This window comes from Priestia sp. YIM B13551 (assembly GCF_042787905.1).
Lineage (GTDB): Bacteria > Bacillota > Bacilli > Bacillales > Bacillaceae_H > Priestia.
The window spans coordinates 312,420-329,455 of record NZ_JBHZOX010000001.1 but is presented as its reverse complement, the minus strand read 5'-3'; the positions used below and the strand labels follow the sequence as shown (position 1 = coordinate 329,455).

20 protein-coding genes are annotated in these 17,036 nt (G+C 37.1%); 7 read left to right on the top strand and 13 right to left on the bottom strand.

Annotated elements, in window-relative coordinates; genetic code table 11:
* Positions 1-322: 322 nt before the first annotated feature.
* Positions 323-736 (bottom strand): CoA-binding protein, encoded by a 414-nt coding sequence (locus ACFX4N_RS01735; RefSeq protein WP_013057242.1) that lies wholly within the window; start codon positions 734-736, stop codon positions 323-325.
* A 205-nt stretch (positions 737-941) separates the two neighbouring features.
* Here ACFX4N_RS01735 and plsY point away from each other — a divergent pair, with 205 nt between their 5' ends.
* Positions 942-1,535 carry a glycerol-3-phosphate 1-O-acyltransferase PlsY gene (gene plsY, locus ACFX4N_RS01730; protein WP_013057243.1) on the top strand — a complete coding sequence of 198 codons (594 nt, stop codon included), beginning with the start codon at positions 942-944 and terminating at the stop codon, positions 1,533-1,535.
* 379 nt (positions 1,536-1,914) lie between these two features.
* On the top strand, positions 1,915-2,205 hold the full coding sequence (locus ACFX4N_RS01725; RefSeq protein ID WP_013057245.1) for a HesB/YadR/YfhF family protein: 291 nt from the start codon (positions 1,915-1,917) through the stop codon (positions 2,203-2,205).
* A 28-nt stretch (positions 2,206-2,233) separates the two neighbouring features.
* Here the strand turns inward: ACFX4N_RS01725 and ACFX4N_RS01720 are convergent, their stop codons facing one another.
* The 3 genes from ACFX4N_RS01720 to tlp form a co-directional block, all read right to left on the bottom strand.
* Positions 2,234-2,668 (bottom strand): acyl-CoA thioesterase, encoded by a 435-nt coding sequence (locus ACFX4N_RS01720; RefSeq protein ID WP_013057246.1) that lies wholly within the window; start codon positions 2,666-2,668, stop codon positions 2,234-2,236.
* 78 nt (positions 2,669-2,746) lie between these two features.
* Positions 2,747-4,174: a phospholipase D family protein gene (locus ACFX4N_RS01715; protein ID WP_097812502.1), complete on the bottom strand. Its 1,428-nt coding sequence runs from the start codon at positions 4,172-4,174 to the stop codon at positions 2,747-2,749.
* Positions 4,175-4,286: 112 nt separating this feature from the next.
* On the bottom strand, positions 4,287-4,529 hold the full coding sequence (gene tlp, locus ACFX4N_RS01710; protein WP_013057249.1) for a small acid-soluble spore protein Tlp: 243 nt from the start codon (positions 4,527-4,529) through the stop codon (positions 4,287-4,289).
* A 172-nt stretch (positions 4,530-4,701) separates the two neighbouring features.
* On the opposite strand from tlp, the gene ACFX4N_RS01705 reads away from it, so the two are divergent.
* Positions 4,702-5,313 carry a hypothetical protein gene (locus ACFX4N_RS01705; protein WP_013057250.1) on the top strand — a complete coding sequence of 204 codons (612 nt, stop codon included), beginning with the start codon at positions 4,702-4,704 and terminating at the stop codon, positions 5,311-5,313.
* Positions 5,314-5,344: 31 nt separating this feature from the next.
* Here the strand turns inward: ACFX4N_RS01705 and ACFX4N_RS01700 are convergent, their stop codons facing one another.
* The 4 genes from ACFX4N_RS01700 to acnA form a co-directional block, all read right to left on the bottom strand.
* A complete protein-coding gene (locus ACFX4N_RS01700) occupies positions 5,345-5,488 on the bottom strand; it encodes an acid-soluble spore protein N (RefSeq protein ID WP_013057251.1) in 144 nt (47 codons plus the stop codon).
* A 44-nt stretch (positions 5,489-5,532) separates the two neighbouring features.
* A complete protein-coding gene (locus ACFX4N_RS01695; protein ID WP_013057252.1) occupies positions 5,533-5,676 on the bottom strand; it encodes an FbpB family small basic protein in 144 nt (47 codons plus the stop codon).
* A 212-nt stretch (positions 5,677-5,888) separates the two neighbouring features.
* Positions 5,889-6,488 carry a TlpA disulfide reductase family protein gene (locus tag ACFX4N_RS01690; protein WP_013057253.1) on the bottom strand — a complete coding sequence of 200 codons (600 nt, stop codon included), beginning with the start codon at positions 6,486-6,488 and terminating at the stop codon, positions 5,889-5,891.
* A gap of 195 nt (positions 6,489-6,683) precedes the next feature.
* A complete protein-coding gene (gene acnA / locus ACFX4N_RS01685) occupies positions 6,684-9,404 on the bottom strand; it encodes an aconitate hydratase AcnA (protein ID WP_029322039.1) in 2,721 nt (906 codons plus the stop codon).
* A gap of 221 nt (positions 9,405-9,625) precedes the next feature.
* On the opposite strand from acnA, the gene sspO reads away from it, so the two are divergent.
* The 4 genes from sspO (at position 9,626) to ku (ending at position 11,705) form a co-directional block, all read left to right on the top strand.
* A complete protein-coding gene (gene sspO, locus ACFX4N_RS01680; protein ID WP_013057255.1) occupies positions 9,626-9,775 on the top strand; it encodes a small acid-soluble spore protein O in 150 nt (49 codons plus the stop codon).
* Positions 9,776-9,987: 212 nt separating this feature from the next.
* Positions 9,988-10,128 (top strand): small acid-soluble spore protein P, encoded by a 141-nt coding sequence (locus ACFX4N_RS01675; protein ID WP_013057256.1) that lies wholly within the window; start codon positions 9,988-9,990, stop codon positions 10,126-10,128.
* Between the two features lie 152 nt (positions 10,129-10,280).
* Positions 10,281-10,721: an Hsp20/alpha crystallin family protein gene (locus ACFX4N_RS01670; RefSeq protein WP_013057257.1), complete on the top strand. Its 441-nt coding sequence runs from the start codon at positions 10,281-10,283 to the stop codon at positions 10,719-10,721.
* 150 nt (positions 10,722-10,871) lie between these two features.
* Positions 10,872-11,705, top strand: coding sequence for a non-homologous end joining protein Ku (gene ku, locus ACFX4N_RS01665; protein ID WP_013057258.1), 834 nt, complete (start codon positions 10,872-10,874; stop codon positions 11,703-11,705).
* Between the two features lie 21 nt (positions 11,706-11,726).
* Here the strand turns inward: ku and ACFX4N_RS01660 are convergent, their stop codons facing one another.
* From ACFX4N_RS01660 to ACFX4N_RS01640, 5 genes are all read right to left on the bottom strand, one after another.
* A complete protein-coding gene (locus ACFX4N_RS01660) occupies positions 11,727-12,125 on the bottom strand; it encodes a hypothetical protein (protein WP_013057259.1) in 399 nt (132 codons plus the stop codon).
* Between the two features lie 186 nt (positions 12,126-12,311).
* Entirely contained in the window at positions 12,312-14,024 is a 1,713-nt protein-coding gene (locus ACFX4N_RS01655; RefSeq protein ID WP_013057260.1) for a DUF2357 domain-containing protein, read from the bottom strand.
* On the bottom strand, positions 13,978-15,612 hold the full coding sequence (locus ACFX4N_RS01650) for an MrcB family domain-containing protein (protein ID WP_053487313.1): 1,635 nt from the start codon (positions 15,610-15,612) through the stop codon (positions 13,978-13,980). Before ACFX4N_RS01650 ends, ACFX4N_RS01655 begins: the two co-directional genes overlap by 47 nt.
* Positions 15,613-16,032: 420 nt before the next feature.
* Positions 16,033-16,485 (bottom strand): hypothetical protein, encoded by a 453-nt coding sequence (locus ACFX4N_RS01645; RefSeq protein WP_029322049.1) that lies wholly within the window; start codon positions 16,483-16,485, stop codon positions 16,033-16,035.
* Positions 16,486-16,556: 71 nt separating this feature from the next.
* Positions 16,557-17,036, bottom strand: a complete 480-nt coding sequence (locus ACFX4N_RS01640; RefSeq protein WP_013057264.1) for a (2Fe-2S)-binding protein — start codon at positions 17,034-17,036, stop codon at positions 16,557-16,559.

Sequence of the window (17,036 nt, the reverse complement as noted above, 5' to 3'; positions counted from 1 at the left end):
CTTTCATCACAACGAACATTACTACATTATGTATGAAACACAAACGTTTGCGCTTCGTGTCTAAGAATAAATGATCATGTATCCTATCTTTTAATTTTATAGTGTTCGCATCAACAGAACGTATGTTTCTATTTTTGCGTACTTACAAGATTTTAGCACAAATTTCCGTATTATAAAAGCAATATCTTGTGTATTCATGGATTATAAGCATTATAAAGCTAGCTGTCTAACGTCTATTGTAGCGGAAACGCTCTTACTATTTCAACGCATGGTGAAACCCATGCAAGCAGTGTGCATGGGTTGGTTGTTCTGCTTATAGATCTTACTTTGTTAAAGCATGCTCAACTTTTATACAACGATCCATAACTACAGTATACCCTTTTTTAGCGAGCAGGTCATATGCTTCTTCATTAATTAAACCAGATTGTGCCCAAAATACGTCTGCATCTACTTCTAAAAACTCTTCTGCAACTTCAAGCAAATGCTCAGAGCGACGAAATACATTAACGATATCAATATGCCCTTCAATTTCTTTTAATGAAGATACGGCTTTTACGCCGAGCGCTGAGTTGATTGTCGGGTTCACCGGAATAATCTCGTAACCTTGCTGCTGCATGGCTTCTGAAACCATATAAGACGTTCGATGAGGGTTATCTGATAAACCTACTACAGCAATGCGCTTGCTTTTTTTTAATATTTTACCAAGCTCTTGACGGGAAGGAATTTTAATGGACATGTCTATTACCTCTCTTAGCTATATAATATGTACTGAACAACATTCGCGATTTACAGTTGATTTCCTGCATATAGTACCCGTTTTCTCTATTTTTGTAAACGTCTTCTTTTTTTGAAATAATTGTCTCTCACCCAAAACTAGCTATGTTTTTTTAAGTATCTCATGGTAAAATAGAAACGATATAGAAATAAAGGAGCTTTCAAACATGAATTATTTATTACCTATTCTTGCCTATATCTTGGGCTCTATTCCTTTTGGACTAGTTGTTGGAAAACTAGGATACGGCATCGATATACGAGAGCATGGAAGCGGCAATTTAGGCGGCACCAACTCATTTCGTACATTGGGCGTAAAAGCCGGAATTATCGTTACGCTTGGAGACATTCTAAAAGGAACCCTAGCAGCTTCTTTACCGCTTTTATTTGATACGAATCAAAACATTCTCTTTATTGGTTTATTTGCTGTCATTGGTCATATTTTTCCTGTTTTCGCGAAATTCAAAGGCGGGAAAGCTGTTGCCACGTCCGCCGGAGTGATTTTATGTTATGAACCTCTTTTATTTGCTTTCGTACTATTATGTTTTTTTATCTGCTTATACATAACGAAGTATGTATCATTGTCATCAATGGTTACCGGGGTATTAACCTTTATCTACACGCTATTTAAGCAAGACTACATGCTTATTATGATTATTGGTTTAATTGTAGCCTTTGTCATTTACAGACACCGCGCAAACATTACCCGAATTCTTAATAAAACAGAACCGAAAGTCACATTTTTGTCAGGTAAAAAGAAATAAGAGGAGCTTCCTCTTATTTCTTTTTTTATAACCGTTTTGTAAGCGAATACATTTCTTGTTTATTAGTTATACTGATACTAAAATAAGGAGGTGAATGATGTGAAGAAAAAATGCCCTATTTGCAAACGAAATAAGAAAATGGATTCACAGCTAGAAGGAAGCCGCTACTGCGTTCACTGCTGGGAAACCATTGGAAAACAATATGATTTCAAATGAAAGAATGAAACGATTTAATATAGAAATGAAGCCTTCACCTCTATATTAAATCGTTTTATTTTATTTTATCTCATTCCTTCCTAGCTGGATTCGTATATATTGGTAATTTATCTACCTTTCTACTATAATAAATGTATCCGCAGTATTGGAAGGAGCATAATTAATGAAATTAACAGTAACAGAAGCAGCAGCTACGTGGTACAAAGATGAAATGATGCTAGAAGGAAACGAAACAATTCGCTTTTTTGTTCGCTACGGCGGATGCAGCAACGTTCAAAAAGGTTTTTCTTTAGGTGTAAACACAGATTCTCCTAAAAACGTTGGCGTTGAAACAAAAGTTGACGGTTTAACATTCTTCGTAGAAGATGAAGACCTTTGGTACTTTGATGGTCATGATTTGACCGTAAATTATAATGAAGAAACAAAAGAACCTGACTTTCATTACGAAGCGTAAGAAAAAAGCATCGATTTATCGATGCTTTTTATTCTTGCGATTGACCCTGCTTTTTGGCATCTTCATAGGCTTTATGCCATTCCGGATAATTACGGCGAATAGAAATAGGCTTAAAGTTTTCTTTTTTCACACATACGTGTGACGATGTTCCTGTTAACGCAAGTTCTTCATTTGAATTAAAAATTTCGTAGCCGTACACAACGCGTAGACCGTCATAGTTCTCAACCCAAGTATGTACTACAGCTGTCTCGCCATAATGAAGCGGCTTTTTATATGAAGCCTGTATATCAATAACTGGCGACAGCACACCGTCTCTTTCCATTTGTGCATAGCTAAAACCTAAATCACTAATAAACTGCGTTCGACCTATTTCCATCCATACTAAATAGTTAGCATGATACACAACGCCCATCTGATCGGTTTCCGCATAGCGCACTTCGATTTCTTTCTTCGATACTAGCATGATTCTACCTCCTCTTGCACTGTTCCTGTTTTATCTTACCATATAAGGAGAATATACTCCTACTAGTTTGGTTATTACTCAATATGTTGTAAGACTAAGCGCATCTTGAATGCGATATATCAGCATTTCCAGCCGCGTCATTTTATTTTCATACCTTTTATAAGGAAGTGTATATGTGTAGTCTTTATTTGTCCATAAGCGGTCAAAATAAGCGTTTAGTTCGGTCATAACCTTTTTGTTAAAAGGTCCTGATACTTTAATATCCGTTTCTAAGTTCAAGTCAGCCAAATTTCGTTTTGTGAAATTTGCTGCTCCTGCAATAATAGTTGCATTTTTTTTGTTTCGAATAAATAAAGTTTTAGAATGATACTGTTCTTTCCCTGTATGATACCAGCGAATTTTAATATCTCCTTTGGATTTTTTTACAAGTTCTGCTGCTACTGGACGGTTAGGCAGTCCAAACTTTTTTCTTCCAAACGCATTCTCATTAGGATCTAAAATTAATCGTACGTTTGCTCCTTGTTTGGAAGCTTTCAAAAGCGCCTTTATTACGTCGCGATCTCCAAGATAAAACATGCCAAGCCATACATCGTCGCCTTTTTTAGCATGATGTAAATCATGTAATACGTGCTTATAGATTTTACCTTCTGTTAACAGCTGAACATAGAGGTCTCCCTTTTCTTTTTCTTTTTTCTTATACCGAGGTAACTTTCCTCCATAAGAAAAATCTGACACCGCTTGTTCACTTTTCACCACATCTCCAATGATATTCCCTTTTACTTCAAAGGCCATGTTAGAATTATAAAAACTTGCATCATGAGGATTGGCAGAAGAGATAATAACGCTTTGATCTGTTGCTACTACTTTTCTGTGATTAGCTTTTACATTTAACAACTTTAAATAAGCACGGACCGTCGCTTTAGGCGCATTGGTACCAAACGGATTTGTTATCCATCCGTTTCCTTTTTCACCAAACCACTGAACAAAAGTTCTCCACACTGAAGAATACAGTGGAATGGAGTCTCTGAGCTTAGATAAATTGGTTTGCACCACTTTGATTCCGTTTAGCCGCAGTGAATCTAACCACTTTGAATCATGTGAGCCGTAGGTTGTATTGATTTCATCTGTAATAAAGACGATTGCGATATTAGGATGTTTTCGTTTCTTTTCAATCAGCTTACTTGCAAGCGTATCACTAAGGTGAGGAAACGTTTCGCCTTGGTTATAGTAGCCGTTAAATAGAAACATATCCATAATAATAAAAGCTTTTGCGTCATCAATCGCATTCGTAACTGCTTGAAAAATATGTTGTTCAGAAACAGATGTCTGCTGGTCTTGATACGTTAGGTCTGATAAAAGAAATACATCTTCTACTTTGTGGGGCTTACTTTCGTATGAAACTCCTTTAGGCAAGGGCTTATGCGTTTGATAAGAGCCCACAATAATCAAGACGACAAGTAAACTGACCAAAATCCTTACTACTTTCTTTTTCACGTGCTTTTTCACCTACATAAACCTCTTCGCTAGTTTGTATTATTATTGACCTTACTAAAAAAATATAGAAAGAAAGCAGCTAAAACCGTTTATTTTTAGCTGCTTATTGTCGCTGTTTTATTTATTAAATCGTACCTTCGTAACCATTTTGACGAGCTTCTGACTCATCTTTTATTTCGCTGCGCATTGCTTCGATACTTACTTCGCGATTGTGATTTTTTTGCTGAATGCGCTGACGTTCTTCTTCAGTGCTGCATGCAGCAGCTTCTTCTGCTTCTTCAATGTTTTTCATTGTATTTTGCACCATTGTTTGTAATTTTTCAACGTTATCACTGCGATCGTCTGGATTCGGTTTATTCCATGCCATTGTATCTTCCTCCTCAAAATAACTTTGTTACAATTGTAGTATGCCGGATTTGTTCATCTCTATAAGTGGAAAAAAATGATTTTAGTTTACATAATATAATTATAATTAATTTAAAATGTATATATAAAACATACATAATATGGTAATATATACATACAAAGGGGGGATCTCTATGACCAAACGAATGATAGCAGTACTAAGCGTCATCTTTATTGCAGTGCTTGCCGTATTTTTTATGTCGCAAACTTCATTGGCATCAAAATTGACAGCAAGTGCCTCTATGAAGCCTCATCATTACTCAAAACATGAAGAAAAAATGTTAGCCGTGACAAATTTAGACTACAAAAGCAATATTATTGCATACGATGTTAAAGCTCCTAATCACGCAAAAGAAGCTTATGTAAAAGCCACTTATTATGAAAAGGGGAAAGCCAAACAACCTTTATTTTCAGGAGGGTTGACCGTTTCAAAAGAATTTGACATGTTTGCTATTACATATAAAATCGATGATGATGCTCATAAAGTTATGTTTAATGTAGGCAGCAACGATACAAACCTAGGAATAGAAGCGGAAAAGCCAAAAAAAATGAACGGCTATTCCTTTACTGGATTAGAGAAAAAACAAACGGTAAAAATGAATAAAACATATCCAGTTGCTGCTTTATTTGGTGACGCTGGCAGTGGCATACGAGTTGCTCCGCTTTCAACCGACGATGGAGAAGTTGTTAAAGAGCTTATTTCGAGCAATCCTTACGTTTATTTATTCACGGTAGAATTCAAATAATAAAAAGTCGCTGAATTCAGCGACTTTTTATTCATTCACCTTTGGTTTGAATAACTTGAGGATGCTTGCCGGATGTATCTTGCATTTGTTTTCCGTTATTTCCACCAGCTTCTCTCGGTTGAGTGCCGATGTGATTCGGAACAAAAGGTTTGCTTTGTTTTTTAGGATTTCCCATGCTTATCCCCTCCTCACCGTTACTCTAACCAACTTACTTTAAAGTTATTCAGCTCTTTCAAGCATACGATCTTCTAACCGCTTTTCAATTTCCATTTCAATGCGTTCAATTTCTGACTGATCTTTTAACAGCTGCGTTTTATTTTCTTGCACTAACTCTTCAAATGAACGTTTGCGTAATTTTCTCATGATCACAACACCTACTTTATGTAATTTTTATGAAAAATCTGAAAAATCTAAAGAAACTGATATCATACAACTATCTATATTGTAACCAATTTGTCAGATAAGTAAACATACTTTTTGAAAAGTTGTAAGAAAGTTTGACATGTTTACTGACTTATCTATGTATACGATGGTAAAGGAAATAAGTTTCATTTTTAATAAAACAAGCAGCGAAGTTAATTCGCTGCTTGTTGAGCAAAGTTTTCCATTTGTTTAAGCGTCATTGGACCATTCACTCGTTGAACAATTTTCCCTTCTTCATCTATAAAGTAAGATGTCGGAATGGTGGAGACTCGATATTTTTTACTCCCTACACTATCTTGGTCGTCCAATAATACACGAAACGTAAACTGTTTTTCTTTAAGAAACTTAGATACTGCCTGTTTACTGCCTTCTGACGAAGTTAAATTAACCGCAAGCAGCTGTACATCGTTTCCATATTTCTCATAAAATGCTTGCATATCGGGCATTTCTTTTTGACACGGCGGACACCATGTTGCCCAAAAGTTTAAAATGACTTTTTTTCCTTTAAAGTCCGATAATTGAACGGATTTCCCGCTCGTATCTGACAGTGTAAACGGAGGCGCTGTATCTTTTGGTTCCAACCCATAAGCTTGACCCGAAGCCTGACGAGCACTATCACCTTTTTTGATATTTAAATCCTTGTATTCGCTTAAGTTAGAATTATCGGATGCTTCATTTGGAGAAAGCCCTTGCCAAAGTGCGTAGCTAAGAAATCCTACTAGAAGCAAGACCGCAATTATTTTTTTAACCATATGATCGGCTCCTTTATTTCTTCTAAAAAGTGATAATCTATGTACTAATAGATATGTGCAATATCTACTAAAATAATCCTTTTATAGGGCATTTTCTTTTATAATATAGCATATTTCCCTCTCACTTTTTGTCGAAAACGGTGCGTTTGCATAAAAAAAGAGCGGTTCACGAGAACCGCTCTTTTTCTTTATAACTTACGCATGTGTTTTAGACTGTAATTTATCACGAAGCACCATTTGAAGGATACCACCGTGGCGATAGTAATCAATTTCAACTTCACTATCGAAACGAACCAGTACTTCAAATTCTTTTTTGTTTCCAGCTTCATCAGTTGCTGTTACTTTTATAAAATCACGTGGTTTTACCGTTTCATCAACTGCTACTGCAATTGTTTCTTTTCCAGTTAAACCTAATGTATCCGCGCTTTCACCATCTTTAAATTGAAGAGGTAAAACACCCATTAATACTAGGTTTGAACGGTGAATACGCTCAAAGCTTTCAGCGATTACTGTTTTAATACCTAAAAGATTTGTGCCTTTTGCTGCCCAGTCACGAGAACTTCCCATGCCGTAATCTTTGCCTGCAAGTACAACAAGACCTGTATCTTGCTCTTTGTATTTCATACAAGCATCATAAATGCTCATTACTTCATTTGTTGGCCAGTACGTTGTCCAGCCGCCTTCTGTACCAGGAGCTACTTGGTTTTTAATGCGGATGTTTGCAAACGTACCGCGCATCATCACTTCATGGTTACCACGACGAGAACCATATGAGTTAAAGTCTTTTGGCTCTACACCGTTTTCTTGAAGGTAAAGACCTGCAGGTGATGTTTTTGCAATTGAACCCGCTGGTGAAATGTGATCCGTTGTCACTGAGTCACCAAATTTCGCTACTACGCGAAGATCATTTAACGCCTCTACTTCACCTGGTTCTTCTGATAAGCCTTCAAAGAAAGGTGGGTTTTGAATGTACGTTGAATCATTCTCCCACGTATAAAGCGCATCTTCGCTTGTTTTAATTTCATTCCAGCGCTCGTTATCATCGAATACACGCTCATACTCGTTACGGAATAATTCAGGCGTTACGGTACGGCTAACAACTTCTTTAATTTCATCTTGAGAAGGCCAGATGTCGCTAAAGAATACTTCATTGCCGTCTGTATCAATACCGATTGGATCTTTTTGTAAATCTACATCTACCGTTCCAGCCAGTGCATATGCTACAACAAGCGGCGGAGAAGCAAGGTAGTTACCTTTTACTAATGGATGAATACGTCCTTCAAAGTTACGGTTTCCTGAAAGAACAGACGTTACAAGCAAGTCGCTGTCTGCAATCGCTGCTTCAATTTCTGCTTCTAATGGACCAGAGTTACCGATACAAGTGGTACAGCCATAACCTACGATGTTAAAGCCGATTTTATCTAAGTATGGAAGCAGCCCTGAATTTTGAAGGTAAGCCGTTACTACTTTTGAACCTGGTGCTAAAGAAGTTTTCACGTAAGCTGGAACATCCAATCCTTTTTCTACCGCTTTTTTCGCAACTAAACCAGCTGCTACTAATACGTAAGGATTTGATGTGTTCGTACAGCTTGTGATAGCCGCAATGGCAATGGCACCTGTTTTCATTGTTGTTTCTGAACCGTCTGCAAGCTTAAACGTAATTTCTTTATCCACGTCTTTAGCATCAAGTCCGAAGCTTTGGTTGCTAACAGGAGCTGTTAAAGCCTTCTTGAATTCTGTTTGCATTTGAGAAAGTGGAATTAAATCTTGCGGACGCTTTGGACCAGAAAGATTTGCTTCAATCTCAGCAAGGTTAATCTCAACAACGTCAGTGAAAATTGGATCTTCATTTTCTGGTGTGAAGAATAAACCATTTGCTTTTGTATATTGTTCGACAACCTGAATGTCTTTTTCATCTCTTCCAGTTAAACGCATGTATGCTAATGCTTCTGCGTCAACTGGGAAGAATCCACATGTTGCACCGTATTCAGGAGCCATATTAGCGATTGTTGCACGGTCAGCTAATGGAAGTTCTGCTACGCCAGGACCGAAGAATTCCACGAATTTTCCGACTACTCCTTTTTGACGAAGCACTTGCGTAACTTTTAAAGCTAAGTCTGTAGCTGTAGTGCCGTTTGGTAATTCACCAACAAGTTTAACACCGATTACTTCAGGAACTGGGAAATAAGAAGGTTGACCAAGCATACCTGCTTCCGCTTCAATACCGCCAACACCCCATCCTAAGACACCGATACCATTAATCATCGTTGTATGAGAGTCAGTACCTACTAGAGAATCAGGGAAAGCTACAAATTCACCATCTTCTTCAACAGCATGAACAACGTTTGCTAAATATTCTAAATTTACTTGGTGCACGATACCAGTAGCTGGCGGAACTGCACGGTAGTTATTAAATGATTTTTGAGCCCAGCTTAAGAAATTATAGCGCTCTGTATTACGTTGAAACTCAAGGTCCATATTAATTCGTAATGAGTCAGCTGTACCTGCTTTATCAACTTGTACGGAGTGGTCGACAACGAGGTCTACTGGAATTTCTGGATTGATTTTGTCAGGATCGCCTCCTAAATCAGCCATTGCTTTACGAAGTGACGCTAAGTCTACAACCGCTGGAACTCCAGTGAAATCTTGAAGAATAACACGAGATGGTTTGAAAGGAACATCGATATCTTTAATATCTTTTGTTCCCCATTTTGCAAGGTTTTCGACGTGTTCTTTTGTAATAACACGGCCATCTACCTGACGAAGAACAGATTCTAATAATACTTTAATTGAATACGGCAGCTTAGATACGTTACCTAAACCTGCTTCCTCTAAAGCTTGTAAGCGGTAATAATTATATGTGCTGCCATTAAGATCGAATGACGAACGAGCGTTAAAAACGTCTTTTTTAGTCATTGCTTTTACCCCCTTAAAATTCTATGTATAAAGGATTTACTTACCCCATCCTCTATTCCCTTCACCATCTATCTTAATATAATATTATACATAAGTAAATAAAAAGAATGTTATTAATTAACATAAGTTTCACTTATAACCTTTTTCCATCTTCCTTTTATTTTTCTAATAATTCATATTTCATTGATTTTTACGCATGCTAGAAACGGAGGTGATTCAACATGGCTAAACGCAAGTCAAACCACGTCATTCCTGGAGCTAACGCGGCTAGCGCTCAAGGAAAAGGATCGGGTTATAATGAAGAGTTTTCAAATGAACCATTAACGGAACAACAGAAACAAAATAATAAAAAACGCAAAAAAAATCAATAAAACAATCTCTTATTGGATATACTAATCACTAGTTAGAAAAGCAAAATCGTTTAACTCCATGAAATCTAACGAGAAGGCGTCATTATATATGACGCTTTTTTCCTGTTCCCATTTCCTGTTTTTGTTAAACCTATTTTTAGAAAGGGGAATTTTTCATTGGATAAATTCCCTGTCACTATCCTACCCTAATAAGTGAAAGGGAGGCTTTAACTATGAACAAAAACAGCAGCAAAGACATCAGAAGAAATGCGCCAAAAAGCAATTCTGGACAGCCAGAACCGCTAAGCGGATCTCATAAAGTAAAAAACCGTAAGCATTCTCGCCAAAAACACAATAGCGGACATGATATGTAAAACAGCGGCAAGCTCTCTACAGAGCTTGCTTTTTTATGCGTAGAAAAGACAGCTAGTACTTCAAGCTTATTCTTTGCGCAGGAGTTCACTAAGTACATAAACGCGCATATGATAGTAAAGTGAAACAGTTTAAATAATGGAGGAACGCAGAAATGAAAAACAAGCGTCTGCCAGCAGACCAAATGTTTGTAAAAGGCTTTCAAGAGTTGTTAGAAGTCATGCTTTCAAATCCCTTTATGAGTTATTTAGATTATGATTCCGTTCGTATAGATTTATTTGAAACAGAACAATCATTTATTGTCGAAGCTGAATTATTAGGGTATCACCCTAAGGATATTATCGTTCAGATACAAGCTGACCACTTACAGCTGACAGCCAAAAAATACTGCATTAGAGAATTTCATGATGAAAAGCAAGGAACGCTTGCAAGAGAACAAATGGAAGAAAGCGTTGAACGTACAATCGACTTTCCATTTCCATTGATGAATAAAAAAATTACCGCTACATTTAGTAACGAAATCCTTGAAATTACGATTTCTAAACATGAGACAAATGAATCTAACCAGCAAATAGTCCCTATTGAGTTCCAATAAAGCTGCAGATGTTGTCTCTGCAGCTTTATTGGAACTATTTAATTGTTTATTTAGCACATAATTTTTTTAGAATATTCTTCTTTTCAAAACAATGGGATATCTAATTTATTTTACGGCACACTACTAAAAAAGAGTAAAAGGAGAACGTTTATGCTTCATACTGCTTGGAAAGGTAAAATCAGCTTTGGATTAATTGATATCCCTATTAAACTGCACGGAGCAATTGAAGAAAAAGATGTAAAGCTGCGCACGCTACACTCCGTTTGCCATACACCTATTCATCAAGAAAAACATTGCCAAACGTGTGGACGAGAAGTAGAATCCGATGAACTGGTTAAAGGATACGAAACCGCGACCGGTCAGTTTGTTGTACTTTCACAACAGGAAATTGACAGTGTCAAAGAGCCCTTTGCAGCAAACAAAGCCGTTGAATTGTTACACTTTGTTTCGTTAGATGACATTGATCCCCTGTTTTTTGATAAGCCCTACTATATTTCTCCTGGGGAAACAAGCCTAAAAGCTTATTATACTTTATTAAATGCACTTGAAATAACGAATAAAGTCGGTATTGCGAATGTATTTTTATATTCCAAACAGCAAATGGCAATTATTCGTTCCGTGGGCGGATCTCTTGTTCTTCACACGATGCATTTTGAAGAAGAGCTTCGTTCAGTCACAGATGTGCCTAACTTATCCAGTACTTCTTCCATTAATGAAAGTGATACACAAGTGACGGTGGAATTAATCGATAAGCTATCTACTTCTTTTAATCCATCTATTTACAAAAACAACTACCGAGACGCCTTACAAAACGTCATTCAACAAAAAATAAATCAAGGCGAAGTTACAAAAGGCAGCGGAAGCGAAGAACGAGATATTCGACATTTAATGGAAATGTTAAAAGTGAGCATAGATCCTTCTACTTTACACCCGACAAAATCAACAGCAGAGAAAAAAACTTCATCCTTAAAAAAGAAAGCATAAAAAAGCTAACGAAGAAATTCGTTAGCTTTCATTTGCAACAGAAGTCTTAGGAACAATAGTTCCATATGATGCCGGTATTTTTAAATATTGCGTTACTTGATTATTTTCTACAAAGACAATAAAGTTATCTTTTTTATCTTTTCCAATACCTTTTGCTTTTGCTTCAGACCACGTGAAGCCCAGCTTTTCATTTACCTCACTGCGAGTCGTTTCCGGTCCAAAAACATATACTTTATCCCATCTAAAATCACATAATTCATTAAAATCAAGGATGGAAGCTTCTTCTTTACTTTGATTTGTTTTTTTAATTTCATTGATTACAGTTTGCTGAAGTTGCGCTTGGTTGCGTTCGCTGTATACCCTGTCAATAAAAAAAGTTGCCAATAGCGCTACTAACGTGAATAGTAGAATCTTTTTCACTTCGTTGTCCTCCTGATACGTTCTCTGCACATGATACGACTTCTTTTCGATACGGTTTTATTCTCTACTATTCTAGAAAATTCAACAGGAAAATACAACTAAAATCTCGAAATGTCATCAAAACATAAAAAACTTAACACTATGTCAACGCATAAAAAAAGACTTGTTCACTTTCTACCTATTCACCTACTCAGCGCTGAAAAAATGTGGTTCTACCGTACAAATAGTTTCAATAAATTCTTCTACTAGCCCTTCTTCTCCCGGCAAAAAAGGCAGCGCACCAACTCCAACACGTTCAATACTTTTATAAAAATGATGCTGCTTATAGCCCTCTGCTTTCCCTGGAAAAAGCACAATCGCTGTTTGTACCGGTTTTATTCCATTTTCCTCTACAATAGCGTCTCGGTAACGATGCATGGTATTAATATCTTCTTCTCTAGGAGAGGGCGTATCGTGATTTGGTTTGATACGATACTTAGCGTCAAAAAGATATACACTTTTTTTCTCCCCTTGCTTTACTTCAAGCAGCAAGTCCGGCTTTTGAATAACGGTATGAGTATGATGGTATGCTTTCTGATACCATAGCGTGGCTTCTGCTTTCCCCACTTGAAAACGATGATAAGACGGCTGCATCCTGACGTTCAACCCTTGTTCTGTCGTTGTCATGATGTTTTGTTCTATCCGCTTGCCGTAAGTTTGCAACTTCTTTAAAAGACTAACATACGTCCAGTATTCGTAGAGAGTTGCGATATCTTTTAATGAAAGGTGGTAAAACTCTCCGTTAAGAGCCAATCCTCGCGTTAAGAACATAAAGTATCTGCTTGCTTCCCGGTAGCGGGGTGCCGTCCGTAGGGTAGAAGGAAGAGTTGAAGCTTGTAGGGTCTTCACCCGTTGCCAAAACGCATTATTTAACAGTCTTTTTAATTCGGTATGATTAGTTTCTAAAGCCGATATGGCTTCTTTTTTTACATATCTATCTTCTATCAATTTGTCAATTAGTGCAGTTAGCTTATGATACAGCTGCGTCATCATCCATTTTACACTTTGATTTTCCAGATTATCATAGGTAGACACATGCCTGGTGCCAATCGCTTTTGTGGGTACTACTTTTATATTTCGATTAATTTTAATCCCCCTGCTTGAAGGTGCAAGATAGGTAGGGTGGGTTCGGACAAATGATATAGCACGGCTATCTTGTTTTTTTATTTGATCGCCTCTCATGAGCTCATGTTCAACTTTTACCGATTGAAACGGCTGATTTTCAATCTGACGCACAGAATGAAGAAAGGGTTTCATATAGTGAGAGAGAACATGATAAAATTCCGTCCATGTTGCTTGCTTAGACCAAACAGATTTTGCTTCAATATATGTTTTACGAAGCATATCGTATGCCAAATCATGAATGTATCCGTTCACTTCATCAACCATGTGTACATAATCTGTCTTGTAGCTCATCTTTGAGGGGAAAATTTCAAGAGTAAAGGACAGCTCTTTTTCTCTTTCGCTGTAAACATGAAACGTAGAATACCCTACTTCATTTTGAAAGCTTATATTTCCCGTCAAAATGTAGGGAAATCCTACGCTTTGAAAACTTTGTTCAACTGCTTTTGAATCGTGGTTAACAAACAGGCTTGTTTCATTTTTAGAAACAACTGTAATTTGATAGGTTTCATTTTCAAAAAATAAAGGCTCAAGCGGCGGTTTTGAAGTCATCATGCCTTTTGTTTGATTTAATACTTTTACATGTGTAATTCCTTTTCCTGTACAAGAAAAAAACATCACTTCTTCTGCAGATTTTATTTTTTTCTTATTTTTCCCTTTTATAACCACCGTACACGTGTCAGTTTCAATTTCAACGTACGGTATTAATCCAAAATGACGTGTATCCGTATACTTCAAAACGTCTCATCATCTCCATTATTTTGCGTGCACTTTTAGGAAATCTCATTCCATCTGCATTTACGACAGCTGTCTCAAATTCATCATCTAACAGTGTATTTGTACAGTAATAATAAAGGTTTTTTAATAAATCAAATGTGTACCCATCGCTTCCTGAAATACGAGGCAAAACTTTTTGCAAAATCTGAAAATCAAACGCCTGATCAAATGTAAACATCCCGCTTTTTACCGCGTAAATCAAATAAAAGCATATTTCGTCGCGTACGCGGTAACCTATTTGTAGATCGACTTCTATAAGCATCTCGTTGACGGTTAGCAGTTCATTTGTTACTTCGTGAATGAGCTCAGCATGTTCAACATACGCATCTTTTAAGTGAACATATTGACTTTGAATTTGTACATTTTGAATGCCGTGCTGAGCCGGATCTCTATCATCTAAAAAATCAAAAGAATCTAGTTGAATCTTATTTAACTCAATGGTGTTGGTACGATCTAACAACTTTTGACTAAACCCATGAGTTGTTTCATCCATATTAATTGTACCGATAATGAGAAGATTAGATGGCAAATAAATATCTCGGAACATCTTATGTCCAGGAAATAATGGAGCCGTTTTGATTTTCCCTTTTGACCAGCTCCTGCTTTCCATCACGCTTAAAATATCGCTAAAATAATGTTCAACTCGAGCTAAGTTCATTTCATCCAATATAGCAACATATGTGTAAGCTGGATGCTGAATGGCTTGCTGCATAATCGACAGAAACGATCCTCTGCGAAAATCTCCTCTTAAATCAATATATCCTAATAAATCTGAACTATCGTGCCAATCGGGTCGAACCGGAATGAGCACTTGTCTTCCATTTTCAATCGTGGCACCGATACTATCTGCTAAGAGCTGAGCAAGCTTTGTTTTTCCTGTCCCGCTCATTCCTGATAAAACAATAAACGGTTTGGTCTTTAAAGCAAAGTAGGCGTTGGCTATATCATGTCGTTCATATGTAAATCCAGATTTCCTAATAAACTCATGAATATGGACGATGGCGTCTTTGTCTCCCAGCATCTCTTTGCTCATTCCGTATGTTTTTATATACTGTTCATGCATACTTAGCAGTAAATGCAAGTCATCTTGCAGCTGATCATTGCTAGGTAAGTCTGCTATATTGTAAGGAAGGTAAAGAGCTACTCTATCCTCAAAGCTTTTCGCTTCCATGCTTGTACCAATGATAATATGATTATCTTTCAATACGCGGGCATGTTCAGGAGTAAAAAATCGAATGTCTTTCAAATCAGTTCCTTCTTCTGAGTCTCCTCTCATCATGACTAAGTAAATGCGCTGACCGTCTTCACTGAATAAATACGCGACCATCACGTCACTCTCTATATTCTTATTCGCAAGGGTCACGTAAGGAAATGTTTCAGCGTGCTGTCCCGATATACGCATTTCTTCTCGATTTATATGCTCCAATCGATAAAGAGAAATCGGAAGCCTGCGTGTAAGCATATTTTCTATTTCATGTTTTACAAGTACGTCTCCACCCATTTGTTTATAATGTTCCGCTACATACAGCAGCCGCTCGCGCAAACTCATCGAATTCTCTCCTTTCTGCCTTCACTGCAGTTTGTAAAAATAAAAAGCATCGTCAGCTGACCACGCAAAAGGTTCATTTCTTTTATTATAGACGCTTTCTTCGTATAGTAAGCTATTTTATAACGTTAGGAAACACTACATTATTCTTTTCTCTACATATATGTTTATGTTCATTTTAATGAAACATGACAGAAAAGAAAAGCGTTAGGGGCTTAATAAATGAAGAGGCAATGATACGAACAGAAAAATAAGCAGCTTGTGTGCCCAGGGATAAAACCCCCATTATGCTACATGATTATTTAACGTCTGATGCTTTTGGTTGAGTAAAGAAAAAGATAAAAATAATAAGCGGCAGGGCGATAAGAAAAATACTCGTCTCTGAAGGTCTTACTGTAGGTATATCTGTTAATGACATTTTAATCAGTCCTTTGTAAATTTTTCAACTAAGTCAGGATTTACATAAAAATGTTTTGATACCGTACGATGAAAAAATTGAGAGGATTGATTCAGTTCACTTAATGCAGGTTCTGTTTTGGGAACGCCAAAAATAGGCCCACTTACGTTAATGGTAAATCTTCCAGAAGAAATAAAGGCGCCCGACACATTAATCTGGTTATTAAGCAGCAAAGCCGCAAGAAACACATCAATCATATCAATAATAATATTAATTCCCACATTTCCGTCTTTTCCTTCGATGCGACTGGTTCCTGTAATAGGTCCGCCTACTGAAACACGAAAAGCTCCGGGTGTCACAAATACTCCTATAATTGTTATTTGGCCAGTTAATAATAATATGGCCGTTACTACATCCAGATCTCGTTGAATGGCAAAGATAAGTTCCCTTTCTTTGTCAAAGCCGCTTTTCCATTCCACATTCTCCACACCCTTAGCACATACTATTCTAAACACGTGTAAGTGTTATTCTAATTCTACTTTTTCTTTTCTCACTCGCGCTCCGAAAAGTGTAAAACAGATTTTACTGCGTCTTCAATTTCTTTATATCCTGTACATCTGCATATATTAGAAGCTAACCACTCCTTTATAATATCGTCACTTCCTGAAGGATGGCGTTTGGAAAGCAAATGAGCATTCATAATAAAACCCGATGTACAATAACCGCACTGAAAAGCAAAGTGTTCAATAAAAGCTTTTTGCATAGGTGAACTCTTCAGTCCTTCTATAGTCATTATTTCTTTCTCTTCTGCTTCTGCCGCTAACATGAGGCAGGATTTCATTGGCCGCTGATTTATCCCTACTGTACAAGCTCCGCAGTCTCCATTTAAACAGCCTGGTTTTGCTCCGGTAAGGCCCAGCTTTTCTCTTAATACGTAAAGCAGCGTATCTGCTGTTCGGATATCAACCATTTTTTCTTCCCCATTAACCTTTAGCTTAACTGTTATTCTATACCGTTCATCTCTTAGCAC